This window comes from Herbidospora galbida (genome assembly GCF_005233835.1).
GTDB lineage: Bacteria > Actinomycetota > Actinomycetes > Streptosporangiales > Streptosporangiaceae > Herbidospora > Herbidospora galbida.
The window spans coordinates 1-25,762 of the sequence record NZ_SZQA01000017.1 but is presented as its reverse complement, the minus strand read 5'-3'; the positions used below and the strand labels follow the sequence as shown (position 1 = coordinate 25,762).

General features: G+C 71.1%; 21 protein-coding genes and 1 pseudogene. 6 read left to right on the top strand and 16 right to left on the bottom strand.

All coding sequences use genetic code 11. The features are described 5' to 3' along the window. Window positions 1-125 precede the first annotated feature (125 nt). Window positions 126-857 (top strand): YaaA family protein, encoded by a 732-nt coding sequence (locus tag FDA94_RS18445; protein WP_137248312.1) that lies wholly within the window; start codon window positions 126-128, stop codon window positions 855-857. On the opposite strand, the gene FDA94_RS18440 is transcribed toward FDA94_RS18445, so the two are convergent. The 4 genes from FDA94_RS18440 to FDA94_RS18425 form a co-directional block, all read right to left on the bottom strand. Next, on the bottom strand, window positions 847-1,749 hold the full coding sequence (locus tag FDA94_RS18440) for a hypothetical protein (RefSeq protein ID WP_246060023.1): 903 nt from the start codon (window positions 1,747-1,749) through the stop codon (window positions 847-849). The genes FDA94_RS18445 and FDA94_RS18440 overlap by 11 nt on opposite strands. A gap of 200 nt (window positions 1,750-1,949) precedes the next feature. Continuing rightward, on the bottom strand, window positions 1,950-3,617 hold the full coding sequence (locus tag FDA94_RS18435; RefSeq protein ID WP_137248310.1) for an RNA polymerase sigma factor: 1,668 nt from the start codon (window positions 3,615-3,617) through the stop codon (window positions 1,950-1,952). Between the two features lie 218 nt (window positions 3,618-3,835). Next, complete coding sequence (locus FDA94_RS18430) at window positions 3,836-5,932, bottom strand: SpoIIE family protein phosphatase (protein ID WP_137248309.1); 2,097 nt, start codon at window positions 5,930-5,932, stop codon at window positions 3,836-3,838. A 177-nt stretch (window positions 5,933-6,109) separates the two neighbouring features. Then, entirely contained in the window at window positions 6,110-6,676 is a 567-nt protein-coding gene (locus FDA94_RS18425) for an HhH-GPD-type base excision DNA repair protein (protein ID WP_083949785.1), read from the bottom strand. Between the two features lie 170 nt (window positions 6,677-6,846). On the opposite strand from FDA94_RS18425, the gene FDA94_RS18420 reads away from it, so the two are divergent. The 5 genes from FDA94_RS18420 (at window position 6,847) to FDA94_RS18400 (ending at window position 10,973) form a co-directional block, all read left to right on the top strand. Beyond that, window positions 6,847-7,089: a hypothetical protein gene (locus tag FDA94_RS18420; RefSeq protein WP_137248308.1), complete on the top strand. Its 243-nt coding sequence runs from the start codon at window positions 6,847-6,849 to the stop codon at window positions 7,087-7,089. Between the two features lie 126 nt (window positions 7,090-7,215). Next, window positions 7,216-8,718: a hypothetical protein gene (locus FDA94_RS18415; RefSeq protein WP_137248427.1), complete on the top strand. Its 1,503-nt coding sequence runs from the start codon at window positions 7,216-7,218 to the stop codon at window positions 8,716-8,718. A gap of 10 nt (window positions 8,719-8,728) precedes the next feature. Continuing rightward, window positions 8,729-9,469, top strand: a complete 741-nt coding sequence (locus FDA94_RS18410; RefSeq protein ID WP_137248307.1) for a LamB/YcsF family protein — start codon at window positions 8,729-8,731, stop codon at window positions 9,467-9,469. Next, window positions 9,466-10,053, top strand: coding sequence for a 5-oxoprolinase subunit B family protein (locus FDA94_RS18405; protein WP_137248306.1), 588 nt, complete (start codon window positions 9,466-9,468; stop codon window positions 10,051-10,053). The genes FDA94_RS18410 and FDA94_RS18405 overlap by 4 nt, the downstream gene beginning before the upstream one ends. Further along, window positions 10,050-10,973 (top strand): 5-oxoprolinase subunit C family protein, encoded by a 924-nt coding sequence (locus FDA94_RS18400; protein ID WP_425460154.1) that lies wholly within the window; start codon window positions 10,050-10,052, stop codon window positions 10,971-10,973. The genes FDA94_RS18405 and FDA94_RS18400 overlap by 4 nt, the downstream gene beginning before the upstream one ends. Here the strand turns inward: FDA94_RS18400 and FDA94_RS18395 are convergent. The 12 genes and pseudogenes from FDA94_RS18395 to FDA94_RS39285 form a co-directional block, all read right to left on the bottom strand. After that, window positions 10,948-12,027, bottom strand: coding sequence for a DNA glycosylase AlkZ-like family protein (locus FDA94_RS18395; RefSeq protein ID WP_246060022.1), 1,080 nt, complete (start codon window positions 12,025-12,027; stop codon window positions 10,948-10,950). The genes FDA94_RS18400 and FDA94_RS18395 overlap by 26 nt on opposite strands. Before the next feature lie 21 nt (window positions 12,028-12,048). Further along, window positions 12,049-13,722, bottom strand: coding sequence for an ABC transporter family substrate-binding protein (locus tag FDA94_RS18390; RefSeq protein WP_137248305.1), 1,674 nt, complete (start codon window positions 13,720-13,722; stop codon window positions 12,049-12,051). After that, a complete protein-coding gene (locus tag FDA94_RS18385; protein WP_137248304.1) occupies window positions 13,719-15,398 on the bottom strand; it encodes a dipeptide ABC transporter ATP-binding protein in 1,680 nt (559 codons plus the stop codon). The genes FDA94_RS18390 and FDA94_RS18385 overlap by 4 nt, the downstream gene beginning before the upstream one ends. Then, window positions 15,395-16,267 (bottom strand): ABC transporter permease, encoded by an 873-nt coding sequence (locus tag FDA94_RS18380; RefSeq protein ID WP_137248303.1) that lies wholly within the window; start codon window positions 16,265-16,267, stop codon window positions 15,395-15,397. The genes FDA94_RS18385 and FDA94_RS18380 overlap by 4 nt, the downstream gene beginning before the upstream one ends. Then, on the bottom strand, window positions 16,264-17,208 hold the full coding sequence (locus FDA94_RS18375; RefSeq protein WP_170991009.1) for an ABC transporter permease: 945 nt from the start codon (window positions 17,206-17,208) through the stop codon (window positions 16,264-16,266). Before FDA94_RS18375 ends, FDA94_RS18380 begins: the two co-directional genes overlap by 4 nt. 50 nt (window positions 17,209-17,258) lie before the next feature. Further along, entirely contained in the window at window positions 17,259-18,212 is a 954-nt protein-coding gene (locus FDA94_RS18370) for an ABC transporter permease (RefSeq protein ID WP_137248302.1), read from the bottom strand. 3 nt (window positions 18,213-18,215) lie between these two features. Next, complete coding sequence (locus FDA94_RS18365) at window positions 18,216-19,136, bottom strand: ABC transporter permease (protein ID WP_137248301.1); 921 nt, start codon at window positions 19,134-19,136, stop codon at window positions 18,216-18,218. Window positions 19,137-19,167: 31 nt separating this feature from the next. Next, on the bottom strand, window positions 19,168-20,130 hold the full coding sequence (locus FDA94_RS18360) for an ABC transporter ATP-binding protein (RefSeq protein ID WP_281286594.1): 963 nt from the start codon (window positions 20,128-20,130) through the stop codon (window positions 19,168-19,170). After that, window positions 20,127-21,056 (bottom strand): ABC transporter ATP-binding protein, encoded by a 930-nt coding sequence (locus tag FDA94_RS18355; protein WP_137248299.1) that lies wholly within the window; start codon window positions 21,054-21,056, stop codon window positions 20,127-20,129. Before FDA94_RS18355 ends, FDA94_RS18360 begins: the two co-directional genes overlap by 4 nt. After that, window positions 21,053-22,798 carry an ABC transporter substrate-binding protein gene (locus tag FDA94_RS18350; protein ID WP_137248298.1) on the bottom strand — a complete coding sequence of 582 codons (1,746 nt, stop codon included), beginning with the start codon at window positions 22,796-22,798 and terminating at the stop codon, window positions 21,053-21,055. The genes FDA94_RS18355 and FDA94_RS18350 overlap by 4 nt, the downstream gene beginning before the upstream one ends. 59 nt (window positions 22,799-22,857) lie before the next feature. Further along, window positions 22,858-25,038, bottom strand: coding sequence for an AAA family ATPase (locus tag FDA94_RS18345; RefSeq protein WP_425460155.1), 2,181 nt, complete (start codon window positions 25,036-25,038; stop codon window positions 22,858-22,860). Window positions 25,039-25,259: 221 nt separating this feature from the next. After that, window positions 25,260-25,762, bottom strand: a pseudogene (locus tag FDA94_RS39285) (hypothetical protein); the annotation flags it as partial.

Sequence of the window (25,762 nt, the reverse complement as noted above, 5' to 3'; positions counted from 1 at the left end):
CGGCGGCCGAAAACGACGACGGCGGCGTGACCAGGCTCTCCCTGGTCACGCCGTCGTTCTTTCCGCCTTTACGGCTCACCAGCACGACGTGCCGTCAGCCTGCGGTTTCGCCCTAGGCTAGGCGCGTGCTGATCCTCCTGCCGCCCTCGGAGGGCAAGGCGGCCTCCGGCCGGGGTCGTCCCGTCGATCTCGGCTCGCTGAGCTTCCCCGAGCTGACCTCCTCCCGCGAGAAGGTCCTCGACGCGCTCGTCGAGCTCTGCCACACCCCCGAGCAGGCCCACCAGGTCCTGGGCCTGCCTCCGGGCCTGGCCGGCGAGATCAGCCGCAACCGGGGCCTGCGATCGGCCCGGACCGTCAAGGTCGCCGATCTCTACACCGGCGTCCTCTACGACGCCCTCAGCCTCGCCACGCTCGATTCCCAGGCCAGAGCCCGTGCCACCAAACGGCTCGTCGTCTTCTCGGGGCTCTGGGGCGCACTCAGGCTCGGCGACCGGGTCCCGCCCTACCGCCTCTCGATGGGGGTCCGTCTCCCGCCCGTCGGCGGCCTCGCCGCGTTCTGGAAGCCCACCCTCGCGCCGATCTTCGACGAGGGCACCGGGCTCGTGGTCGATCTCAGGTCGTCGACCTACGCGGCGGCCTGGAAGCCGAAGAGGGAGACGGTCGCGGTGCGGGTCCTCAGGGCCGACGGCACCGTCGTCAGCCACATGGCCAAGCTCACCCGGGGTCTGATCGCCCGGTCGCTGGTGGAGAGCCCCGCCCCGGCGAAAGACGCCGGCGAGCTCGCCCACCTGCTGACCAGGCTCGGTCATGCCGTCGAGCTCCACCCGGGCAGGCTCGACGTGGTGCTCAGTTCGTGATGACGTTCAGTTTGTTACAGGCCCGCTGAAACTGGTTTTCCGGTTCCCCGCCGAGGTGCGACCACGGCAGCCTGCTGAACCGGCCACCCGTCCGCGTGAGATGTCCCCTCGCCGGACGTCGCAGGTCGGACAGGAAGAACGCGGCCCCGAAGGCGTTGTGGGCCTCGATCGATCGTGGGTGGGCGGGGCCGATCCGGCGCTGCGACCACTGGCCCGCCGCGGCGACGATCTCCCGTTGTGCGTCGAAGCCGAACCAGCCGCCCCGTGACATGGGAGTGCGTTCCGCGGCGACGTTCTCGAAGTGGGCCAAGGGGATCAGGGCCGGCAGGGGGCTGCCTTCGGGGGCCTTGGCCACCACCGTACGGGCGAATTCCAGCATTTCGGTCGCGGTGCCGCCCCAGCCGGGCGACAGCGTGATCAGTCTGGCCACGTTGGCCGGATAGAGCGTCGGCCAGCGGCGGGCGCATTCGTACCAGACCGAGTCCTTGTCGCTGCGCGGCCGTTCGAGGCCGACGGCGAGCCAGAGCATCGACTCCCAGGGGACCGGATCGGCGGGCATCAGGCCGGCCGCGGTCACGAGCGGCTGGCGGGCCGACTCCATGGCGGAGTGGTAGGCCTCCAGCCTGCGGGCCTGCACGGCCCGGGCTTTCACTTCGGGTTTTATCTCGAAGGCTTCCTCGATTCTGGTTCTGCCCAGCCACAGCCATAAATCGGGATTGGCCTGATCCCGGGCGATGAGGCTTTCGATGCCGCGGCTCATTCCGACCGCCGCGCGGGAGAGGGCCTCGATACGCAGGGCGCGCACTTCGGGATCGCCTCTGGTGGCGGCCAGGAGGGGAATGGCCGCCTCGACGTTACGGCGCTGAACGGCCAGAACCGCCTCGTCCAGCATGATGTCCGCCCATGGGCGGTCCGGGATCACTCGTGGCCCCCGAGCACGTGCTCGATCCACTTCGATTACTCCCATGGGGCGGCAGCATAGAAGTGACGAGTTGGTCACGCGCAACTTTCGTGTTACGCCCACGTAAAAACAGAACGTTAATACGGCCCGGTACGCAATATCGCATACCGGGCCGTATTAACGGATATCCGTTAGTCGAGGTAGTCGCGCAGGACCTGCGAACGCGACGGGTGACGCAGCTTGGACATCGTCTTCGACTCGATCTGACGAATGCGCTCGCGCGTCACGCCGTAGACCTTGCCGATCTCGTCGAGGGTCTTGGGCTGACCGTCGGTCAGACCGAACCGCATCGAGACGACGCCCGCCTCGCGCTCGGACAGGGTGTCCAGAACGCTGTGGAGCTGCTCCTGGAGCAGCGTGAAGCTGACGGCGTCGGCCGGGACGATGGCCTCGGAGTCTTCGATCAGGTCACCGAACTCGCTGTCGCCCTCCTCGCCGAGGGGGGTGTGCAGCGAGATCGGCTCGCGGCCGTACTTCTGGACCTCTATGACCTTCTCGGGGGTCATGTCGAGCTCGCGGGCCAGCTCCTCCGGGGTGGGCTCGCGGCCCAGGTCCTGGAGCATCTGGCGCTGCACGCGGGCCAGCTTGTTGATCACTTCGACCATGTGGACCGGGATGCGGATCGTCCGCGCCTGGTCGGCCATGGCCCGGGTGATCGCCTGCCGGATCCACCACGTGGCATAGGTCGAGAACTTGTAGCCCTTGGTGTAGTCGAACTTCTCGACGGCGCGGATCAGACCGAGGTTGCCCTCCTGGATCAGGTCCAGGAACAGCATGCCGCGGCCGGTGTAGCGCTTGGCCAGCGAGACCACCAGACGGAGGTTGGCCTCCAGCAGGTGGTTCTTGGCCCGGCGGCCGTCTTCGGCGATCCACTCGAGCTCGGCGCGGACGTCGACGGGGAGCTGGTCACCGTCGGTGCCCAGCTGCTCCTCGGCGAACAGGCCGGCCTCGATGCGCTTGGCGAGCTCGACCTCCTGCTCGGCGTTGAGCAGGGGGACCTTGCCGATCTGCTTCAGATAGTCCTTCACCGGGTCGGCGGTGGCGCCGGCGGCGGCGACCTGCGCCACGGGGGCGTCATCGTCGTCGTCGGTGAGGATCAGGACCTCTTCTTCGACCTTCGCCACGACCTCGGCGCCCTTGGGCTCGTCGGTCGTCTCCTCTTCGGAGTCGCCCTCGGTCTCGGTCTCCTCGGACTCGACGTCGACCTCGACGTCTTCGATGTCCTCGATGTCGAAGTCTTCGATGTCGACGTCTTCGATGTCGTCGTCGTCTTCGGACAGCTCGGCCGACTTGGGCTTCGTGTCGGCCTTGCCTGCGGGGGTGGCGGGACCCGTGGCCGGCGCATCGGCCTTGGGCTTGGCTGCGGGGGCGGTCTTCTTCGCGGACGCGGTGGGCTTCGCGGCCGGGGCGGCCTTCTTGGCGGCCGGCTTCTTCGCGGCCGGAGCGGGCGCCGGATCGGTCACCACGGCGGTGACGGTCTCGGGCTGCGACTCCTTGGCGGCGGCGGCCTTGGTGGACGTCTTCTTGACGGGCGCGGCCTTGGCACGGCTCTTCGCGGGGGGCTTCGCCTTCTTCGGCCCCGCGGAGTCTTCGGCGGTGAGCCTGACGATGATGCCCTCTTTGCTGAGGCTACGCAGGATTCCGGCGACTTGCGGTACCGGAATGTCCGCTTCCTCGACGGCCCGGCGGACATCCTCGGCTTCGAGGAAACCCTGCGAGCGCCCACGCTCGAGGAGCTGCTGAATCACTGGCTCGTTCAGCTCCGACGGCTTCGAGCGAGTCGAACTTGCAGGCGACACGAACACCTCTCGAACGAACGCATGGCGAGAATGGACCCAGGTGGTTGCTTCTTTTCCGATGGCGAGGCCGCGCGGAGGGCGACAAACCATTCTGGCACGCCGCGACACCCCGTACGGCCACCTCCGGCCGGTTGCCCTCCACCCTAGGCCGACCGAGACACTGGTGCGTACGGAAGCCGGTCACCGATACCCGAAAGCAACCGTTATGACTGATTCATTCAGTCACTCTTCGTGGCAGCGGGGACATGAACCGCAAGCACCGTGACGTCATCATCCTGTTCATACCCGGACAACATCCGGTCCACCAGGAAATCAAGCAACATATGGGGACTTGTCAAGATCTCCTCTGGAGCTTCCGCGACGACCGCGGAGAGCTCCCGCAGGCCCGCGTCCAAGCCCCGTTTGCGGTTTTCGACGAGACCGTCGGAGTAGAGCACCGCCGTGTGGCCGGGCGGCACGGCGAACCGGAACTGCTTGCGGCTGGTGGCCCAGCCCAGCGGGGTGCCGGGCTGGTCGCTCTCCTGGAGGATCGCGGTGCCCTGCGGAGAGACCAGCAGGGGCGGCGGGTGGCCGGCCAGCGCGAGGGTGCCCTCGCCCGTGGTGGGTTCGACGACCATGTAGGCCAGCGTCGTGACCTGCTCTTCCTCCTCGGTCGCCTCGAAGACGCGGTCGAGGCCGGTGAGCACCGCGGCGGGCGGCGGGTTGGTCAGCGCCAGGGCGCGCATCGCGTTGCGGATGCGGCCCATTCCGGCGGCGGCCTTGACGCCCTTGCCCATGACGTCGCCGACCACGGCGGCCACCCGGCCGTCTTGGAGCACGAAGGCGTCGTACCAGTCGCCGCCGACCTGGACGTGGCGCGAGCCCGAGCGGAAGCGCTGGGCCAGCACGAGGCCGCGCACGACCGGCAGCCGCTCGGGGAGCAGGCTGCGCTGGAGCGTTTCGGCGGTGCGGTGCTCGCGCTCGAACAGGGTGGCCCGCTCGACGGCCAGCGCGCACTGACCGGCCAGGGCCTCCAGGAACACCCCGTCTTCCTGGGAGATCTTCTGGGGGCGGGTGAAGGAGAAACGGAGCGCTCCCAGCGCGCGTCCGGCGGCCAGCAGCGGGAGGCCCACCCAGGCCCGCTCCTGGGTGTGGGCGAGGAAGCCGTTGATCTGGTCGGTCTCCCCGCCGGCGTCGGTGAGCTGGGCGCGCAGGCTCTCGGGCGACTCGGCGAAGACCGGGCGGCGGCTGTTCACGGCCATGGTCATCACGCTGGAGCGCGACAGTGAGATGTCTTCGCCGGGAGCGCCGCCCGCGTCGGGGATGGCGCCGGAGTTGATCACCTTGAGGGTGCCGCGGTCGGGGTCGAGCAGCGCGACGGCGGAGTGGTCGGCGGCGAGGGCGGTGCGGCCGACGTCGATGATGACCTGGACGACCTGCTCGACCGTGAGCGCCTCGGCCAGTATGGCCGTCGCGCCCTGGAGCCGGGCGGTGCGCAGGGCGGCGGCGCCGAGCTGGTCGGTCAGCCGGCCGCGCATCTCCTCGGCCTCACGCTGGGCGGTGACGTCGGAGTTGGCGCCGACCCACTCGACCACGCGGCCGTGGCGGATGATCGGGACGGCCCGGACCTCGAAGTCGCGGTAGCCGCTGGCCCGGGTGCGGACGCGGTAGCTCCACTCGAACATGGTCCGGCCGCGCAGGGCCTCGCGCCAGGCCTCCTCGGCGGCCGGGCGGTCGTCGGGGTGGACGGCGTCGAGCCAGCCGTGGGCGAGGTATTCCTCCAGCCCCTGGCCGGTGATGGCGCGCCACTGCGGGGCGTCTTCGACGACGGCGCCGCTGGGCGAGGTGATCCAGACGAGCTGCTGCTGCGACTCGACGAGCGAGCGGTAGCGCTCCTCGCTGCGGCGCAGGTCTTCTTCGGTGGTCTGGCGCTCGGTGACGTCGACGCCGAACAGGGAGGTGCCGATGGCGGCGCCCTCGTCGTCGTGGAGCGGGAAGAACGAGATGGTCCAGTGGCGGGCGTCGCCGTTCTCGGCGCGGGTGCGCAGCCGCTGGTCGGTGACGGGAAGACGGTCGTCGTTGATCCTGCGCAGGGCGGAGTCGATCACGGTGGCCAGGTCGGCCGACAGGATGTCGGCGGGGAGGCGGTCGATATGCCGGTCGACAGCGATCCCGGTCAGCTCGGTAAAGGTCGAGTTGACACGGACAAAACGGCCAGTGGTGTCAAAGAAGGCGAAGGCGTAGGGAGCCTCCGACATGAGGCCCTTGAACAGGGCAGAGTCTGAGATGTCCAAACCCGACTCCCGGGGACGGGGCACGGAGGTTTCGGCGCTCATGGTCGGCACCTCCGTCGCGTGCCAGGGTCTCCCACGAGGCACATCTCCATAACTGTATTGAGTAGCGCAGTTCTGCCCTACATCATCGGCGATGGGCACGCACGGACGGAAGCCCCGCCCGGCATGCGGTCAACGCATCCTGTCAAAAAAGCGCCACCTCGCGCAGCAAGATCTGACTTACTTTTTGGCGGCCTTCTTCGCTTCCTGCTTGGTCGCCCGCACTTTGGCGAGGCTGCCGGCGTCGACCACGTCGGCGACCGACCGGAACGCCCCCTCCTCGCCGTAAGCCCCCGCGGCCTCGCGCCAGCCCGGCGGCTGAACGCCGAGCTGTTTGCCCAGCAGCGCCAGGAAGATCTGCGCCTTCTGTTTGCCGAACCCGGGAAGGCCCGTCAGGCGGCGCAGCAGTTCGGCTCCGCTGCCAGCGTCGGCCCAGACCCGCTCGGCGTCGCCATCGTAGTGGTCCACCAGATGGGCCGCCAGTTGCCTGATCCGCCCGGCCATCGAGCCGGGATAACGGTGCACGGCCGGTTTCGCCGAAAGTATCGCGGCGAAGGCCTCCGGGTCCATCGCGGCGATCTCGTGGGCGTCGAGGTCGTGCCCCAGCCGCTCGGAGATCGTGTGGGGACCCTGGAACGCCCACTCCATGGGGATCTGCTGATCGAGCAGCATGCCGACGAGCAGGGCCAGGCCACTGCGCCCGAGGAGTTCGTCGGCCTCGGGACGCTGTGTTAGCCGGATGTACATGTTTCCAGCTTCGCACGCGTCACCCTGGTGTGTTTGGCTCATGTAACAAAACCACGCGGAGGGTTGACACCAGCGCGGAAAGTTATGGAATGAGAGACGGCACTTTCGCCCGACAACCGGTGCCCCACCGAGCACCGGAATTCCCACATTCAGCGAGGATGCCTGCCTCTATGCCTACTCTCGCCACGAGCTCCACAGCCGCCGCGACACGCGCTGGAACACGTGAGGCCCTCACCGCCCGGCTCTCCGAGGAATTCCTCACCGTCCCCCTGGTCACCGTCGAACGATGCGTCGACGACGTCTGGGCCTGCACCGAGCACCTCGGTGTCGACGTCACTCCCGCGAGCATCGAACGCATCGCCCGGGAGCACCTTCTCGCCCTGGTCAACTCCGCGCCTCCGGGCAGGAGATAAATAACGGGGTAGTCACCGGGCCGCGTTACGGTGCCTTTTGGCGTCGTAATGCGAGAAGGTAGAACAGTGAGTCGAAGACGGAGACGAGATCCCCGGGAAAATCCGCCGGACGACGTCTTCGCGGAGATGCTCCTCGCGGCCCGCGAGCTACTCGCCGTCAGGAGTCCGCTGGACGCCGAGCTCATGGTGTCCGACATGCTGGGCGCCTGGTGGGGGAAGCGGCTTCGCGGCGGCGACGTGGAGCAGATCCTCGGAGAGGGCCTCGTCGACTACGCCGCCAAGGCGGGCACGCCCGCCGCGCTCACGCTGCTGATCTCGGTCGCCTACCTCGGCACCGCCCGGCAGGCCGCCAAGGCCGAGGGGGCCGCGCTGGCCCTCATGGAGTCCGACGTCGCCCGCCCCGGCTGGGCCGACCGCGTCGGCGCGGTCAAGCCGCAGGGCTGCTATGTCTCCCGCGACATCTACGGCGACCAGGACACGGTGGTCAGCACCTTCGCCTACAACGGCGACGACACCCACGCGCTGGTGCTCGTCGTCGACTACAACATGCGCGGCATGGCCCGCGACGCCTGGGTCTCCACGCAGGTCGACAAGCTGCTGGAGCAGGCCGGCCTAGAGGCCGCGGGCAACCCGATGCTCCGGTTCGAGGAGATCGAGCCGCAGCAGGCGCGGGCGCTGCTGGAGTTCGCCATGAAGGCGGCCCGCGAGGAGGCCTACGACCGCAAGGCGCCCAAGGTCGTCAGCGACAGCTATTCGGCCTACCACGCCTTCGCGCGCTCCCGGATCAAGGCGCTGCCGCCCGGCCGGAAGCGGCCGGCCCCGGCCCACAGCGAGGCGCCCTACACGCGGGAGCGGCGGGCCATGCTCGCGGCCGAGTTCCTGGCCAGCGACGCGGCCGAGAACCTGAGCGACCCGTCGGCGGCCTCGCGCTGCGCCGACCACATCATCGACTACGGCTGCGACCAGGATTTCGGCCGTCCGCACCGGGTCAGCCCGGCCAAGTGCGAGACGTTCCTGCTCGACTGGCTGCCCCGGAAGATCATGCTGACCCCGGCGCAGCAGGACGCCATGCCCCACGTGCTGGCCGCCTGGGTGCGCTTCGCGGGGGCCCGCATCGGCCTGCCCGACCAGGCGATCAGGGCGACGCTCGACGCGGTCTGGGAGGCGACCGCCCGGTTCGGCGTGGCCTACCGCGACCCGACGTCGTTCGGGCTCGACCGCGAGCTGGTCGAGCGGCTGCTGCCCGACGGCGACCTCTCCGCGCTCGCGCGGCGGGCGTTCGTGTTCCCGGTCCTCCAGGGCATGTACGGCGACGTCGAACTCGACCGCCTCAACCCCGCCGACGAGGCCGACCGGCGGATCCTGCTGGAGATGGACCACGCCGGGGAGCTGTCGCGGCCCGACTTCGCCGAGCACCTGGCCTGGCACGAGGAGATCGCCAAGCGCCTGTGGGACGGCGACCCGCCCCAGATGTGGGAGGCGGCCCAGCGCCTGATCGACCTCGGCCACGACCGCCACGACGTGTTACACGTGCTGATCGAGATCGCCGAGCGCATCGGCGACCACCCCGACGAACTCGCCGCCGCCCTCGACGACATCGCCGACATCCCCGACGAGCCGCCCCTCTAGGCTGGGGATCATGAGGATCGACCTGAACGCCGACCTCGGCGAGGGGTTCGGGGCCTGGACGCTGGGCGACGACGACGCGCTCCTGGAGATCGTGACCAGCGCCAACGTGGCCTGCGGCTTCCACGCGGGCGACCCCCTGACGATCCGCCGGGTGTGCGAGGCGGCGGTCGCCCGCGGCGTGGCGATCGGCGCGCAGGTCTCCTACCGCGACCTGGCGGGGTTCGGGCGGCGTGAGATGGACGTGCCGGCCGAGGAGCTGCGGGCCGAGATCCTCTACCAGCTGGCGGCGGTCGACGGGATCGCGCGGGCCGTCGGCGGGCGGGTCACCTACGTGAAGCCGCATGGAGCGCTCTACAACCGGGTGATCTGGGACGCGGTGCAGGCGCGCGCCGTGGTCGAGGCGGTGACCGACTACGGCCCGCTGCCGGTGCTGACGCTGCCGGGGTCGGCGGTCCACGGGCTGGGGGCGCCGACCGTGGCCGAGTGCTTCGCCGACCGGGCGTACACCCCCGAGGGCGCCCTGGTGTCGCGGCGCGAACCCGGTTCGGTGCTGCACGATCCCGGCGAGGTGGCCGCGCGGGCGGTCCGGATGGCCCGCGAGGGCGTCGTGACGGCCGTCGACGGGTCGCAGGTGCGGGTGGAGGCGCGGTCGATCTGCGTCCACGGCGACACTCCGGGTGCGGTAGGCCTCGCGCGCGCCGTCCGCGACGCGCTGACCGGCGCGGGTGTGGCCGTAGAGGCGTTCGCGTGATCCGGCGGGTGGGCGAGCGCGCCCTGCTCGTCGAGACGGGCTCCCTGGCCGCCTCCCACCGGCTCGACGCCCGTCTGCGGCTGCTCACCGACGTGGAGGAGATCGTCCCGGGGCCCGAGACGGTGCTGGTGGTGGGCGGCCGGGCCGAGCAGCTGATCCCCCTGATCGAGCAGCTCGACCACGCCCCCCTGCACGACGCGGGCGGGGAGACGGTCGAGATCCCGGTCGTGTACGACGGCGCCGACCTCGCCGACGTGGCCGCGCTGGCGGGGATCTCCGTCGACGAGGTGATCGCCCGGCACACGGGCTCGAAGTTCGTGGCCGGGTGGCTGGGCTTCGCACCGGGGTTCGCCTACCTGGTGGGCCTCGACTCCTCTCTGCACGTCTCCCGGCTCGACCGGCCGCGGACCGCCGTGCCGGCCGGGGCGGTGGCGATCGCCGGGGCCTATTCGGCGGTGTATCCCGCCGCCTCACCGGGAGGCTGGCGCCTGCTGGGACACACCACCCTCTCGGTGTGGGACGTGACGAGCGACTCCCCCGCCCTGCTCAGGCCGGGCACGCGGGTCCGGATGGTCGCCGCGTGACCGGACGACCAGATCACGAGATCTCCGGCGGGGGCCATCGCGACCCGTCCGGCGCGGAAGGACGCGACGTCGAGGTCGTCGTCCCCGGTCCCTACGCCACCGTCCAGGACTTCGGACGGCGCGGCTTCGCCCATCTCGGCGTGCCCCGGTCGGGGGCGGCCGACCTGCCGAGCCTGCGGCTGGCCAACCGGCTGGTGGGCAACGCCGAGGACGCCGCCGCGATCGAGCTCACCTTCGGCGGGGCGACGCTCAGGTTCGGACGGGGTGCATGGGTGGCGCTGGCCGGAGCGCCGGCGCCGACCTCGACGGGCGGCATGTGGGCGCCCTTCTGGGTGGCTCCCGGGCGGACGCTGGAGATCGGCGCGCCCTACGAGGGACTGCGGACCTATGTGGCCGTCAGGGGCGGGATCTGCGTGCCGCCGGTGCTGGGCAGCAGGTCGACCGACTCGCTCTCCGGGCTCGGGCCCGCGCCGCTGGCGGCGGGAACGGTCCTGCCGCTGGGTGAGCCGATGTTCGGACTGCACGCCGACGTCGCGCCGCAGCGCCCTATCTCGGCCGACCCGGCCGTCGAGGTGGTGCGCGGGCCCCGGGACGACTGGTTCACCGACGACGGTTTCGCCACGTTGTGCGCGGGGGCGTACAGAGTGAGTCAGGACAGCAACCGGGTCGGGGCGCGGCTGACCGGGACGGCGCTCAGGCGGGCGCGGACCGGGGAGCTGCCCAGTGAGGGCATGGTCGCGGGCGCGATCCAGGTGCCGCCGGACGGCCAGCCCATCGTCTTCCTCGCCGACCACCCGCCGACCGGCGGCTATCCGGTGATCGGCGTCGTGACCACGGCGGACCTGCCGAAGGTGGCCCAGCTCAGGCCGGGCGACCGGCTCCGCTTCCGGCCGGTCAGGCCCGGGTCACCACGACCGTGAGGGGTCTGTCCAGGACGTCGACGACCTTCTCGGCCGCCTTCTCCACGCCGGGCGCCTCCTCCAGCATGGTCGCGGTCAGCACGCCGTCGCGGGCGTCCCAGGTGCCGACCACGCGGCCCCGGTGGACCACGACCGGGGAGATCCAGCCCGCCGTTCTGCTGACCGCCGCCTTGGCGGCCGCCGGCAGGAGGGGCTCCAGGTCGCGGGGGGCGCCCATGACGTATTGGTCGAAGCCGGCCAGCAGGTAGGTCTCCTCCGACGGACGGGCCGCCCTCAGGTCGTCGACGTGTTCGGGGAGGACGAACAGCTCCTCGCCCTCGACGGTGATCGTCGCGGGTGCGAGATCGGCGAACCACCGGCGGAGGACCGCGCGCCGGGTCAGCCCCCGGAACAGCCACCCGTCGAAGGCGGCCATGCTCGCCGGGCCGTGGGCGCCCAGGAAGGCCCGCAGCAGCTCGACGCCGCCCTCCTCGGGCGACATCTCCCCCACCCTCGGCGGCACCGTGAACGTCACCTTGCCGCCGCGCGGCACCCCGTGGCAGAGCTCGCCGAGGAAGCTCAGCGGTTTGAACAGCTGGCCCCAGCCGGAGGCCAGCTTCTCGCGCAGGTGCTCGTCGCCGGTCACCGCGATCACCGCGTCGACCAGTTCCTCCCTGGTCAGCGACCCGCCCGCGAGCGCCTCGGGCACCGCGCCGATGATGGCGTCGAGCTCTTGGGCCGACACGCCGCTGCCCCGGTGCCAGGAGGGTTTGTCCCAGTAACGGAGGGTGCCCAGGACCGCGCGGTAGACCGGCCAGGACGCGGTCGGCAGCAGGTGCAGGGTGCCCCGGATCGACCAGGTCTTGATGAGGGTCTGGTCGGTCCAGAGGGCCTGCTCGATCTCCGGCCCGGCCGGTCGGCCGAGCCGGAGGGAGATCGCCAGCTCGGCCGAGGACGCGACCTGAGCCTGCACCCCGCAGAGCCGTTCGGCCACGGCCACCGCGCCGGGGCCGGGGGAGGTCACGAACTGACGGCCGAGCCGCCACGCCAGCACTTGGGGCCATGTCAGGTCCATGGCCCGGACGCTATCGGACGGCTACGACACGAATCCGATGTCGGCGTAGTCGAGGTCGCGGAACCCGCGGGCCCCGACGTTGGCGAGCTTGGCGTCGACGGCCACGGTCTGCGGCCGCTGGTAGAGCGGCAGGACGTTGACCTCGCGCCAGACCAGCCGGTCGGCCTCGTTGATCAGCTTCAGCGCCTTGCCGGGGTCGAGTTCGGCCATGGCCGCCCTCAGCTTCGCGTCGATCTCGGCGTTGCCGCTGCGGCCGAGGTTGGCGTTCCACGAGATGTCGTCGCCCTGGGAGCGCACGCCGTCGGCGTAGGTGCCGTAGGAGGCCGAGACCGGGAACGGGGTGCCGACATACGAGAAGGGCGCGATGTCGTAGTTGCCGGGGATGACGTACTTGGTGAAGAAGTCGTTGCTCGGCACGGTCTCGATCGTCAGCTTGATGCCGAGCTTGGCCAGCATGGCCTGGGTGATCTCGCCCTCCGAGCGGGCCAGCTGCAGGCCCGAGGGGATGACGAAGCGCAGGTCGAGCTGCTTGCCGGCCTTCTGGCGGACCGAGCCGTTCATGCGCCAGCCGGCCGCGTCGAGCAGCGCGCCGGCGCGGGCGGCGTCGGGGGCGGCGAGTTCGCCGGCGTTGGGGCGGTAGCCCTGCTGGCTGTTCATCAGGAAGTGGTTGTCGAGCAGCGTGACCGGCCAGTTGAGGCCCTTCAGATCGCTCTTGGCGATGACCGCGCGGTCGATGCCGAGCGCGACGGCCTGGCGGACCCGGACGTCGGAGAGGATCGGGCTCTCGCCGTTGAAGGTGAAGTGGCGGAAGTCGGGACCGGCCGCCTGGCGGACCACCGCGCCCTCGGCCGACTTGGCGCGGGAGAGGTCGGCCGCCGACGGGCCGATGTCGAACACGTCGAGCTCGCCGTTGGCGAAGGCGGCGACGCGGGCGTCGGACTCCAGGCCGCGGAACACGATCGAGTCGAGCTTGGCGGGCTCGCCCCACCACTTCTGGTCGCGGCTCAGGGTGATCGTCTTGGCCCGGGTGTCGAAGGCGCCGAACCGGAACGGACCGGCCGTGGCCGGGATCTTGCCGACCCAGCCCGCGTTGAAGTTCTGCGGCGAGGCGGTCGCGCTCTTCGGGTAGAGCGGCGCGAACAGCGACCGCCAGTCGCCGAACGGCCGGGCGAAGGTGACCACGACCTGGAAGTCGTTCCTGCCCTTGGTCACCGAGGCGATGTCCTGGTAGCCGGTCACGTTGGCGACGTGGAAGGCCGGGTCCTTGCCGCGCAGCGCCCTCCACTGGGCGTCGTAGTCGGCCCAGGTGATCGGCTCACCGGTCGACCAGCGGGCCTTGGGGTTCAGGGTGTACGTCACCACCTGCTTCGGCGAGGTCGCCGTCACGTCGGCCGCGGCCACGTAGTCGGCGTCGAGCGCCGGCACCCCGTGTTCGTCGGAGCGGAACGGGCGGGGCATGAGGGCGTCCATGACGGTCTTGACGTTGATGTGGTTGCCGTCGATGTGGTTCTGGTTCCACTGGGCCGGATATTCGGTCAGGCCCCAGCGGAGGGTGCCGCCGGTCTTGATCTTCTCGCGCGGGGTCAGGTTGAGGTCGGCCGCGGTGACCTGGGCGGCCTGCTCGCCGGGCGCTCCCGGCTGGGCCGCGCAGGCGGCGGTCGTCAGGGCCAGTAGCAGGGCGCATGCGCGTTTCACGGTGCTTCTCCTGGATGGTGGTGGCAGGCGGCTCCCGAGTCGCCGCTGATCTCGGGTTCCTCGGTGACGCAGCGGGATCTCGGGGCGGCGGGGAGCTCGGCGTACAGGGGACAGCGGGGGCGGAAACGGCAGCCCGTGGCGATCGGCGGGTCGTCGTCGCGCAGGGCGGAGGCGCGCAGCAGGGCTCGGGTGTACGGATGGCCGGGGGCGGTGAACACCTGGTGGGCCGGGCCGATCTCGGCGATACGGCCCCGGTACATGACCGCGACGCGGTCGGCGATGCGCCGGATCAGCGGCAGGTCGTGCGCGACGAACAGGTAGGACAGGCCGCGTTCGGCGCGCAGGTTCTCCAGCAGCCCGACGATCTCGGCGCGGATGGTCGGGTCGAGGGCCGAGACGGGTTCGTCGAGCACCAGCACCGCCGGGTCGAGCGCGATGGCCCTGGCGATGGCCACCCGCTGGCGCTGGCCGCCGGAGAGGTGGACGGGGTGGCGGGCGGCGTAGGCGGCAGGCAGGCCCACCTGCGCCAGCAGCTCGGGGACCCGTCCCGGTGAGCGGCCGTGGGTGAGGAGCGGCTCGGCGACGATCGCGCCGACGGTCATGCGCGGGTCGAGCGAGGCCGACGGGTCCTGGAAGACGATCTGCAGGTCGCGCCGGACGCGCCGGCGGTCGCGCCGCGACAGCTGGGCGGTGTCGCGGCCGAGCACGGTGATGCGGCCCCGCTGCGGCCGGGCCAGCGCCATGATCTCCATGAGGAGCGTGGTCTTGCCCGACCCCGACTCGCCGACGAGCCCGAGGGTCTCGCCCGAGCGCAGGTCGAAGCTGACCCCGTCGACCGCCCTGACGCCCGGGTGGTGGCGGACCAGGTCGCGCACCTCGAGAACGGTCCGGACCGGCCGCGCGGCCGCGGGCCGGTCGCCGGCCTCCATCGCCGCGATCAGGGTCTTCGTGTACGTCTCCCGCGGCGCCCGCAGCACCTCCTCGACGGTCCCGGTCTCGACGGTCAGGCCGCCCCGCAGGACGTGGACGCGGTCGGCGGCCCTGGCGACCACGGAGAGGTCGTGGGTGATGAGCAGCAGCGCGGCGCCGGTCTCGCGCTGCGCGGTCTTCAGCACGTCGAGGATGTGGGCCTGGACGGTCACGTCGAGCGCGGTCGTCGGCTCGTCGGCGATGAGCAGGTCGGGGCGGTTGGCGACGGCCATCGCGATGAGCGCGCGCTGCCGCATGCCGCCGGAGAACTCGTGGGGATAGGACCTGGCCCGCTGGTGGGGGTCGCGGATGCCGACCAGGTCGAGCAGTTCCACCGCCCGCCGCGCGGCGACCTTCCGGGGCACCCGCTGGTGGGCCCTGATCGCCTCGGCGATCTGCGCCCCGACGCGGTGGACGGGGGTGAACGCCTGCAGCGGGTCCTGGAACACGATGGCCATCGCCCGGCCGCGAAGCGCGGTCAGCCGCTTCTCTCCGGCGGTGGTGAGCTCCTCGCCGTCCAGCCGGATCGACCCGGTCGTGGACGCCGTGGGCGGCAGCAGCCCCATGACGGCCAGCGCGGTCGCCGACTTGCCGGAGCCCGACTCCCCGATGAGCCCGAGGACCTCGCCCCGCGCGACGGAGAAGCTCAGGCCCTGAACGGCCGGGGTGGTCCCGAAGGAGACGGAGAGGTCGGTGACGTCGATCATCGGGACGCTCGCAGGGCCGGGTCGAACCGGTCGCGCAGGTCGTCGCCGACCAGGTTGACCGCGACGATCAGGGCGATGAGCAGGCCGGTCGCCCACCAGAAGGTCCAGGGCGCGTAGAGCGCGGTGGGCGCCCCGTCGGCGATCAGCGACCCGAGCGACACCTCGGGCGGCACCACCCCGAACCCGAAGTAGGACAGCGACGTCTCGGCGAGGATCGCCGCGCCGACGTTCACGGTGGCGTCGGCGACGAGCAGCGACGCGAGGTTCGGGACGACGTGCCGCAGCACGATGCGGTGCGACGGCACGCCCATGAACCGGGCCGCCTTCACGTATTCGCGGTCGCGCATCACGATGGTGGACCCGCGCACCGCCTTCGCCGTGACCATCCACATGAACGCCGTCAGCAGCACGACCAGGGCGATCCAGTCGTCCTGCCCCGACGACACGACCGCGACGACGAGGAAGGCCGGGATGACGAGCAGCAGGTCGGTGACCCACATCAGGGTGCGGTCGACCCAGCCGAGGAAGTAGCCCGCGAACGCCCCCACCAGCGCCGCGATCGTCGTCGCCGCGACGGCCACCACGAGCCCGATGAGCAGCGACCTCCGCAGCCCCAGCAGGGTCAGCACGAGGATGTCGCCGCCGGAGGCGGTCGTGCCGAAGGGGTGGTTCGCCGAGGGCGGCTGCAGGAAGGCCTCGAAGTCGCGGTCGGCGGCCGTCCAGGGCACCAGGATCGGGCCGAGGACGGCGAGCGCGCCGAGGAAACTGAGCAGGGCGAGCCCGGCGATGCCGGTGGCCGAGAACATGCGCGGCCGTGGCTCCGGGGGCGCCTCGGCGGGGGTGGAGACGGTGGGGAGCGTCGCGCTCATCGGGCCCTCCCGGGGTTGAGCACCCGCTGCAGCGCGTCGGCCGCGACGGCCGACAGCAGCAGCGCCACGGCGGCCACGGCGGTGATCCCGGCGACGGTGTTGACGTCGCTGGTCTGGATCGCGGTGATGAGGCGCTGCCCGAGGCCGTGCCAGCCGAAGACCGTCTCGGTGACGGTCGAGCCGACCAGCAGCGCGCCGAAGGTGAAGGTCAGGTAGGTGGTCGTGGGGATCAGCGCGGTCCGCAGGGCGTGCCTGACGATGACCGTGCGCCGGGGCAGGCCCTTGGCGCGGGCGGTGCGGACGTAGTCGGCGTTCAGCACGTCGAGCATCGCGTTGCGCTGGTAGCGGCTGAAGACGGCGGCCAGCGGCAGGGCGAGGGTGAGCGCGGGCAGCACCAGATGCCGGAGCCGGTCGAACGGGCCGCCGGCGCCGGTCTCGCCGCTGACCATCAGGAACCGGGCCCCGGTCGCGTCGTTGAACCAGACCGTGCCGAGGATCAGCACGTTGGCCAGCACCACCGTCGGCACCGCCAGCAGCATGAACACCAGCCCGCCCGACAGCCGGTCGAACCACCGGCGGTGGTGGACGGCGGCGAGGGTGCCCACCGTGAGGCCGAGCAGCGCGCCGACGACGAGCCCCGCCGTCACCAGCCGGAGCGTCACCCCGGCGCGGTCGGCCAGGTCGGCGCCGACGCTGAGGCCGTCCCAGGTGCGGCCGAAGTCGCCGCGCGCGAGGCCGGAGACCCAGGTGAGGTAGCGGTCGAGCAGCGGGTCGTGGTCGTTGAGGTTGACCTCGGACAGGGCGGCGTCGACCACGGCGACCGGCGGCGCGGGGGTGCGGCCGGCGTAGTTGGCCCGGGGATCGAGGGTCACGGCGGCCAGCAGCCACGCCAGGCTGGAGGCGACGACGATCAACGCCGCGTAGTTCACCAGTCGCACCATGATTCCCACCACCACCTCGCGTCACAGAGTAGTGGCAGAGCGTGATCAAATCAGGCGAGCCGAACGCGTGGATCGAGGAACGAGTACGCCACGTCGACGAGAATGTTGGCGATCACGATGAACGCGGCGGCCATGATGGCCGCGCCGATGATGACGGGCAGGTCGCCGTCGCGCACCGACCGGATCATGAGCTGCCCGATCCCCTGCAGGCCGAAGACCGATTCGGTCACGACCACGCCGCCGAGGAGAGTCCCGACATCCACGCCGAACTGGGTGATCACCGGCGTAAGCGCGGCCCGCAGGCCGTGCCGGTAGGTGACCGACCGCTCGGGGACGCCCTTGGCGCGGGCCGTACGGATGAAGTCCTCGCCCATCGTGTCGAGCATCGAGCCCCGGGTCAGCCGTACGTAGACCGCCGCCTGGACCACCGCGAGGCAGATCCACGGCATGACCATGGTCGACAGGAACGCCCCGACGTCGATGAACGGGGAGATGTAGGGACCGGGCTGCAGCCCCGTCCCCGGGAACACCGACAGCGCGAGATAGATCATCAGGATGCCGAGCACGAACGTCGGCAGTGAGATCCCGGCCAGGACGAGCACGGTGAGCGTGCGGTCGCGCAGGCTGCGCGGCTTGGTCGCCGACACCACTCCCCCGCCCACGCCCATGATCATCCACAGCACGGCCGCCCCGAAGACCAGCCACAGCGTGCCGGGGAGGCTCTGGAGGATGAGCGTGGAGACGGGCGTCTGGCTGATGAACGAGGTGCCGAGGTCACCGCGCAGCAGGTTGCCGAGGAAGCCGAGGTACTGGGTGAACAGCGGCCGGTCGAGCCCGAGGGTGTCCTTGATCTGGTCGACGACCTCGATGGGCGCGCGGGGGCCGGCCAGCCGCCGCGCCACGCTGTCGGCCGGGCCGGCGAAGAACAGCAGGAACACCGTCGTGGCGACCAGCCACAGCACGACGATCCCGAAGACGATCCGCCGGATGAGAAAGCGCCACACAGGTCACCTCCTGGGGTCGAGCGCGTCGCGGATGCCGTCTCCGAGGAGGTTGAACGCGAGCGTGGTGAGCAGCAGCAGCACGGCCGGGAAGATCAGCAGCCCGGGGGCCACGCGGTAGAAGTCGGTCGAGTCGGCCAGGATGGCGCCCCAGCTTGGGGTGCGCGGGTCGACCCCGAGCCCCAGGAAGCTGAGCGTCGCCTCGAAGACGATCGAGGTCGGGATGAGCAGCGAGGCGAGCACGGTGACCGGCGCGACCAGGTTCGGCAGCACGTCGATGACCATGATCCGCAGCGGCGACGCGCCGAGCGACCTGACGGCCTCGGTGAACTCCCGCTCCCGGAACCCGATCGTCTGCCCCCGCACCACCCGCGCCATCGCCGCGAACGAGAAGAACGCGATGACGAAGATCGTCAGCGGCACCGACGCCCCCACGGCCGCGACCAGCACGATCGCGACCAGCAGATAGGGGAAGCTCAGCACGACGTCGAGCACCCGCGCGAGCACCCCGTCGACCCACCCGCCGTAGAACCCGGCCAGCAGCCCGACGACGACCCCGAACACGGTCGCGAGGACGGTGGCGCTCAGCCCCACGAGCAGCGAGATCCGCGCCCCGTAGGCCAGCCGGACGAACAGGTCCCGCCCGAGGCTGTCGGCCCCGAGCCAGAACTCCGCGCCCGGCCCGACGGGGAGCCCCTCGGGCGTCAGCGCGGTCGACGGATACTGCGTCAGCGGGTCGTGCCCGGTGATGAGCGCGAACAGCGGCGCGAAGAGCGCCAGCAGCGCGACCAGCACGATCACGACCATGGACGCGACCGCGGCCTTGTCCCGCCGCATCCGCTCCCAGGCCAGCCGCCAGGGCCCCTTGCCGTGCACGACCTCGGCATGGACGGGCTCCGCCTCGAACGCGGCATCGGTGAGGCTCACCCGAGCCTCCCCTCAGGTGCGTGAGGTGGTCTCACTGTTCCTCCGTCCGGGTCTGGAGGCGTTCGCCGGGTTCCAGTGGGAAGTGGCAGGCCCACTTGTGGCCGTCTCCCAGCAGCAGCGGTTCCTCGACCGTGCAGCGGTCCTGCGCTTTCGGGCAGCGTGGGTGGAAGCGGCAGCCCGACGGCGGGGAGATCGGTGAGGGCACGTCGCCGCGCAGGACGACGCGGTCCCTCTGCCGGTCGGGGTCGGCGACCGAGGCGGCCGACAGCAGGGCGGCCGTGTAGGGGTGGCGGGGGCGCTCGTAGAGTTCCTCGCCCGGGGCGATCTCGACGATCTTGCCGAGGTACATGACCGCCACGCGGTCGCTCACGTACCGGACCACCGAGAGGTCGTGGGCGATGAAGACGTAGGTGAGGCCGAGTTCGGTCTGCAGGTCCTTGAGCAGGTTGACGACCTGGGCCTGGATGGAGACGTCCAGGGCGGAGACGGGCTCGTCGCAGACGACCAGGCGGGGGTTGAGGGCCAGGGCGCGGGCGATGCCGACGCGCTGGCGCTGGCCGCCGGAGAACTCGGCGGGGAAGCGGTTGTAGTGCTCGGGGTTGAGGCCCACGAGCGCCATCAGGTCGCGGACCCGCTGGCGCCTGGACGCGGGGGTGCCCTCGCGGTGGATGACCAGCGGGTCGGCGATGATCGACCCGATCCGGCGTCTGGGGTTCAGCGATCCGTACGGGTCCTGGAAGACCATCTGCACGTCGCGCCGCATGTCGCCGTCGAACGTGATCGTGCCCGAGGTCACCTCGTACAGGCCGGTCATGCAGCGGGCCAGCGTCGACTTGCCGCAGCCCGACTCCCCCACCACGCCGAGCGTCTCCCCGGCCTCGACCGACAGGCTCACGCCGTCGACGGCGTGCACCCGGCCGACCTCGCGCCGGAAGAAGATCCCCGACTTGATCGGGAAGTATTTCCGCACGTCGGAGACGTCGAGAAGGCTCACCGGCCCTCCTCCAGCCAGCAGGCGTCGGGGTGGTCGTCCGGGCCCAGCATCGGCGGCTCCTCGATCGGGCAGCGCGGAATCCGCACGGGACAGCGGGGATGGAAGGAGCAGCCCGTCGGCGGGCTGAGCAGGCTGGGCGGGCGGCCCTCGATGGGCTTCAGCCGCTCCTTGCCCTGCGGCAGGGAGTTGAGCAGGCCCCGGGTGTACGGGTGGCGCGGGTCGTGGAACAGCGCCCGGCGGCCGGCCTTCTCGACGGGCTTGCCGGCGTACATGACCATGACCTCGTCGGCCATGTCGGCGATGACGCCCAGGTCGTGGGTGATGATGATCAGCGCGCAGCCCAGCCGCCCGAGGAGTTCGAGGATCTGGGCGCGGACCGTCGCGTCGAGGGCCGTGGTCGGCTCGTCGGCGATGATCAGTTCGGGATCCAGGGCCATCGCCATGGCGATCATCACCCGCTGGCGCATGCCGCCCGAGAACTGGTGCGGGTAGTCGCGCGCCCGCGCGCCGGGGATGCCGACCTGTTCGAGCCGCTCCCGGGCCACCGACCAGGCCTGCTCCTTGCTGACGCGGCGGTGGACCAGCACCGCCTCGGCGATCTGCCGGCCGACCGAGTACATCGGGTGCAGGCTCGACAGCGGGTCCTGGAAGACCATCCCGATCCGGGCGCCCCGGATCCGGCGCAGCCGCTCGGCCGGCATGCCGATGAGCTGCTCGCCGTCGAACAGGGCCGAGCCCTCGACCTTGGCGCCGGGGATCAGGCCCAGGAGCGCCTGGACGCTCACGCTCTTGCCCGAGCCCGACTCGCCGACGACGCCGAGCGTCTGCCCGGCCTCGACCTCGAACGACACGCCGCGCACCGCCCGCAGGTCACCGTCGGGCGTCGAGAAGGTCACGCGGAGGCCGGCGACCTCGAGGAGGCTCATGAGGCCAGCCAGAGCTGCGTGTAGTCGAACTGCTGGGTGAGCGGCGTGTAGAGGGCGTTGCGCACCCGCGACGAGTGGAAGATCGGCACGTTCTGGGAGGTCAGCGGCACGATCGGCGCGTCGGCCATGATGCGGGCGTTGGTCCGCCGCCACAGGCCCTCGGCCGCGCGGGCGTCGGGCGCGGTCAGCGCCCGGGTGATGAGGTCGTTGACGGCCGGGTCGTTGTAGGCGCCGTAGTTCGTCGAGCCCTCGGTGTAGTTGCGGCCGTCGAACAGCGGCACCACGATCGAGCGGGCGTTGTTGCCGTACCAGTCGGGGATCCAGCCGGGCGCGCCGATGTCCCATTTGCCCTCGCGGCTCTTCTGGACGCTCGACAGGTAGCGGCCGTAGAAGTCGTCGGGGGCGGTCGGGATGAGCTGCGTGGTGATGCCGCACTTGGTCAGGTCGCCGGCGATCGACTGGGCGACCTTCGGGTGGTTGCCGTTGGTGCGGTAGGGGAACTGCAGGTTCAGGTTGGCGACCCCGGCCTCGGCCAGCAGCGCCTTGCACCGGTTCACGTCGCCCCGGCCGCCCGGGGTGGCGTAGGGGCGGACGGCGGCGTCATAGCCGATGGAACCCGGCGGGATCGCCCCGTCGAGCACGGAGTTGATCTTCGAGCCGCCGTAGATCTGGGCGATGGCCGCCTTGTTGACGACGTAGTTGATCGCCTGCCGGACCTTCACGTTGGCGAGGGCGCGGTTGTTGTTGGGGCTCTGCATGTTGAACGCCAGGAACGGGTTCAGGGTCGAGCCCTCGTAGACCTTGTAGGCCGGGTTGCCGGTCAGGCGCGGAATGGCCGAGGTGGGCACCGGCTGGTCCCACGACAGGTCGGCGACGCCCGCCTCCAGTTGCTGCTGGACGACGTCGGGGCTGTCCTGGCCCAGGGTGACGAGGATGCGGTCGACCCAGCGGCGGCGTACCGGATCACTCGACTGCTTCCACACCGGGTTGTGCTCCAGCAGGATCTGCCGCCCGGCGAAATAGGTCTCGATCTGGTAGGGCCCGGCGGAAATGGTGTTCTGCCGGAAGTCCGGCCCGTCGGGGACGTATTTCTCGTATTCGACCGGAGCGGCCGAGGCGAAACCGAGGGCCATGATGTTGAGGAAGTCGCTGGCGGGCGCGGTGAGCTGGATCTTCAGCGTCGTCGGATTCACCGCCTGCACGCCCGCGATGCGGGTGGAGTTCATGAACTTCGCCATTCCGGCGGCCGTCTTCGGCTGCTTCTGGAACGCGGTGAAGAATTCCTGGAAACCGGCGATGGTCTGCGTGTAATAGGAAATGCCGCCCGACGGCTGCACGGGGTTGGCCAGCCGCTTCAGCCCCCGCTCGAAGTCGGCGGCCACGACCGGGCGCGGCGGGCTGGTGTTCCACATGACGTCGGGCCGGAGCGTGAAGGTGTACGTCTTCCCGTCGTCGCTCACCTTCGGCAGCGCGGCTGCGACGTCGGGGACGACGTTCCCGGCGACCGAGATGTCGCTCCCGGCCGGATAGGTCACCAGCTGACGGGTCCAGGTGCGGCCGAGGTTGTAGGCGACGACCGTGTAGGACGACGACGGGTCGAGGTGGTCGACGTCGCCGGAGCCGACGACCCTGAGCATGCCGCCCCTCTGCGGCCCGCTCCCTGTCGCGGTGGTCTGACCGCCCCCACAGGCCACGAGAACCATGGAGAGGGCCGGGACCAGCAGGCCGGCACGTTTCCTCATGGGACCCCATCATGTGATCACGCCACCGATGGGGCCGCAAAACCCGTGCCAGGTGTCGGTCAGGACAGTTCGTCCACCGCCGACCGCACGTCGTCGCCGGTGATGGTGGTCAGCTCGGCCGAGGTCGCGCTGCCCTGCGCGGCCAGCCGGACGTCGCGCCGCATGGCCGCCCGCTCGTAGAGCGACCGGGCGAACCGCCCGTTGCCCAGGCCGTCGATGAGCCGCTCCTGGCACACGTAGCCGAACACGTCGTCGAGGTCGCGCGCGGCGGCGGCGTCGAACCGGTCGCCCGCGTCTGCGGCGGTCATCTCGGCGATCTCGGCGAGCTCCTGCGGCGAGTAGCTCGGGAACACGACCCGGCTGTTGAACCGGCTGCCCAGCCCGGGGTTGGTGGCCAGCAGCGCGTCCATCTCGCGCTCGTAGCCCGCCAGGATGATGACGAGCCGGTCGCGGTCGTCTTCGGCCCTTTTCAAAAGGGTCTGTACGGCTTCCGCCCCGAACGCGTCACCGCCCGAGTAGCCCGCGTTGACCAGGCCGTAGGCCTCGTCGATGAACAGCACCCCGCCGAGGGCCCGGTCGACCAGCTCGTTCGTCTTGATCGCGGTCGCGCCCAGATGCTGGCCCACGAGGTCGGGTCGCGACGCCTCGACCACGTCGGGCCGGGCCAGCAGGCCGAGCGCCGAGAAGATGCGGCCGATGATGCGGGCCACGCTCGTCTTCCCGGTGCCGGGCGGCCCGACGAACACGAAGTGGCGCGTCTGCGACTGCACCGGGAGCCCCTGCTCCTCGCGCATCCGGGCCACCCGCAGCTGCGCGGTGATGGCCCTGACCTGCCGCTTCACCGGTTCGAGCCCGGCCATGCGGTCGAGGTCGGCCAGCGCGTCCTCCAGCGTGGGGGTCGCCTGGTAGCCGCGGAACCGGGCGGTGATCTCGCCGAACGCCTTGGAGACGTCGGAGGCCGTCGTCGTCACCAGGTCTTCGCCCCGGGGGGCTCCTCCGACGCTGATCACCCGCACGTCGCGGGCCTGCGCGGCGGCCTCGACGACGCTGCGCGCGAACCGCGCGTTGCCCAGTTCGTCGACCAGGCCCCGCCGGTGGACGTCGTCGAACAGCCCCAGCAGCACCGGCCGCGCGGCCGGGTCGAGCCGGTCGCCGCGCTTGACCTGGAGCGCCTCGGTGATCTCCAGCAGCTCGGCCGGCTGGTAGCTGGGGAACCGGACGCGGGTGGAGAACCGGCTCGACAGACCCGGGTTGGAGGCCAGGAACGCGGTCATCTCCTTCTCGTATCCGGCCAGGATGATGATGAGCCGCTCGCGGTCGTCTTCGGCCCGCTTCAGCAGCGTCTGCACGGCCTCGTGGCCGAACCGGTCGGTCTGCCCGTCACCGGAGTTGATGAGCGCGTAGGCCTCGTCGATGAACAGCACGCCGCCGAGGGCGCGGTCGATGAGCTCGTTGGTCTTGATGGCGGTCGCGCCCAGGAACTCGCCGACCAGGTCGGCCCGCTGGGCCTCGACGACGTAGGGGGTCTCGAGCAGGCCGAAGGCGTAGAAGATCGAGGCGAGGCTGCGGGCGACGCTGGTCTTGCCGGTGCCGGGCGGGCCGACGAAGACGAAGTGGCGCATCGGCGCGTCGGAGGTCAGCCCGGCCTCGCGGCGGAGCCGGGCCGCCTCGATGGAGGCCGCTATCGAGCGGACCTGCTCTTTGACGGGTTCGAGGCCGATCATGCCTTCGAGCTGGGCGAGGGCCTGCTCGACCGTGATCTGCGGGGGGCGGCCCGGCTCTCCCTGCGCGTGCGGATGGGGCGGCGCGCCGCCCGCGCGTACGCGCTGCTGCGCGGGCACCTCTGGGGGCGCCTGCCGGGCCTTGGCCTGCCGGGCCAGCACGAACCGCCAGACCAGCACGACGGCGGCGCCGCCGTAGGCGCCGTAGAGCGCGGCCGGGTCGCTGACCAGGCGCAGCAGCATGCCGGTGATCGCGGCGGCGCCCAGCGCGAGCGCGGTCGTCAGCCACGGGGGCACCCAGCGGATCAGGTGGGCGATCCCGGCGACCACGAGGCCCAGCAGCCACAGGGGGAACAGCAGGAAGGAGCCGATCGCCTGGCTGTTGGCCACGACCATGATGAAGGGACAGATCACCGACCAGACCGCGACCACCAGAAGGGTCGCCGCGCCACGGGGGAAATGCAGGGCCAGGACCGTGAACGCCAGGATCGTCAAGGTGGCGAAAAAGGTATAGAGCATATCCCAGCCGAGCCCTGCGGCCAGGGCCACCGAAGCCACCAGTAACACGATGAAAATGGTTCTTCGGGCGACCGGAGGAAGAGCGAAATAGCGCTGTCGCGCCTGCTCGAAAGCGTTTCTCGCAGCCACTCGCCCCGTGGGGCGGGCTCGGCCGTCCTCCCGCATCCTGCCTCCCCGGTCCGCCCCCGGTTATACCGCACGGGAAAGACGAATGGGTGGACCTAGCGCGTGCGAGCCTGGTGGCGGCCGGGATATTCCCGGACCAGAACCTCACGCGGGGTGATCCGCAGAACGTCGTTGTCGGCGATGGCCACTCCGCGCACCTCGGCCCAGAACCGGGGGTCGCCGACGAAGACCGCCACGCGCGGATCGCGCTCGACCGCCTCCCACGCCTCGTCTCCGGCGATGACCCGCATCTCGCCCGACGGGCTGACCGACGTCACCGCGCTGACCGCCACCGAACGGGGGCCGCCCGGACCGGCGTAGGACAGGACGACGCTGCGGGAATAGGTGGCGGCGTGGCGCACCTCGTCGGTGAGACCCGACGACGGGCCGAGGTCGGCGGCCGGGTGGTCGCGCATCACGAGGGAGGCCCGGGTCGGCCCCGGCGCGCCACGCCACCAGGCCAGCGACCCCCGGACGACGAACGTGAGCGCCACCCCGCCGAGCGCGGCCCAGCCGACCCGCCGGGCCGGCGCCGACTCGGGCGCGCCCCCGTCGGCGA

What these genes read in the sequence shown, in the direction of transcription:
- FDA94_RS18355 (WP_137248299.1), bottom strand. Translation starts at nt 21,056, where the DNA reads ATGAGCCTCCTCGAGGTCGCCGGCCTCCGCGTGACCTTCTCGACGCCC.
- FDA94_RS18415 (WP_137248427.1), top strand. Translation starts at nt 7,216, where the DNA reads ATGCTCCTCGCGGCCCGCGAGCTACTCGCCGTCAGGAGTCCGCTGGAC.
- FDA94_RS18425 (WP_083949785.1), bottom strand. Translation starts at nt 6,676, where the DNA reads ATGTACATCCGGCTAACACAGCGTCCCGAGGCCGACGAACTCCTCGGG.
- FDA94_RS18410 (WP_137248307.1), top strand. Translation starts at nt 8,729, where the DNA reads ATGAGGATCGACCTGAACGCCGACCTCGGCGAGGGGTTCGGGGCCTGG.
- FDA94_RS18380 (WP_137248303.1), bottom strand. Translation starts at nt 16,267, where the DNA reads ATGAGCGCGACGCTCCCCACCGTCTCCACCCCCGCCGAGGCGCCCCCG.
- FDA94_RS18375 (WP_170991009.1), bottom strand. Translation starts at nt 17,208, where the DNA reads ATGGTGCGACTGGTGAACTACGCGGCGTTGATCGTCGTCGCCTCCAGC.
- FDA94_RS18385 (WP_137248304.1), bottom strand. Translation starts at nt 15,398, where the DNA reads ATGATCGACGTCACCGACCTCTCCGTCTCCTTCGGGACCACCCCGGCC.
- FDA94_RS18395 (WP_246060022.1), bottom strand. Translation starts at nt 12,027, where the DNA reads ATGGACCTGACATGGCCCCAAGTGCTGGCGTGGCGGCTCGGCCGTCAG.
- FDA94_RS18350 (WP_137248298.1), bottom strand. Translation starts at nt 22,798, where the DNA reads ATGAGGAAACGTGCCGGCCTGCTGGTCCCGGCCCTCTCCATGGTTCTC.
- FDA94_RS18430 (WP_137248309.1), bottom strand. Translation starts at nt 5,932, where the DNA reads ATGAGCGCCGAAACCTCCGTGCCCCGTCCCCGGGAGTCGGGTTTGGAC.
- FDA94_RS18345 (WP_425460155.1), bottom strand. Translation starts at nt 25,038, where the DNA reads ATGCTCTATACCTTTTTCGCCACCTTGACGATCCTGGCGTTCACGGTC.
- FDA94_RS18420 (WP_137248308.1), top strand. Translation starts at nt 6,847, where the DNA reads ATGCCTACTCTCGCCACGAGCTCCACAGCCGCCGCGACACGCGCTGGA.
- FDA94_RS18440 (WP_246060023.1), bottom strand. Translation starts at nt 1,749, where the DNA reads ATGCTGGACGAGGCGGTTCTGGCCGTTCAGCGCCGTAACGTCGAGGCG.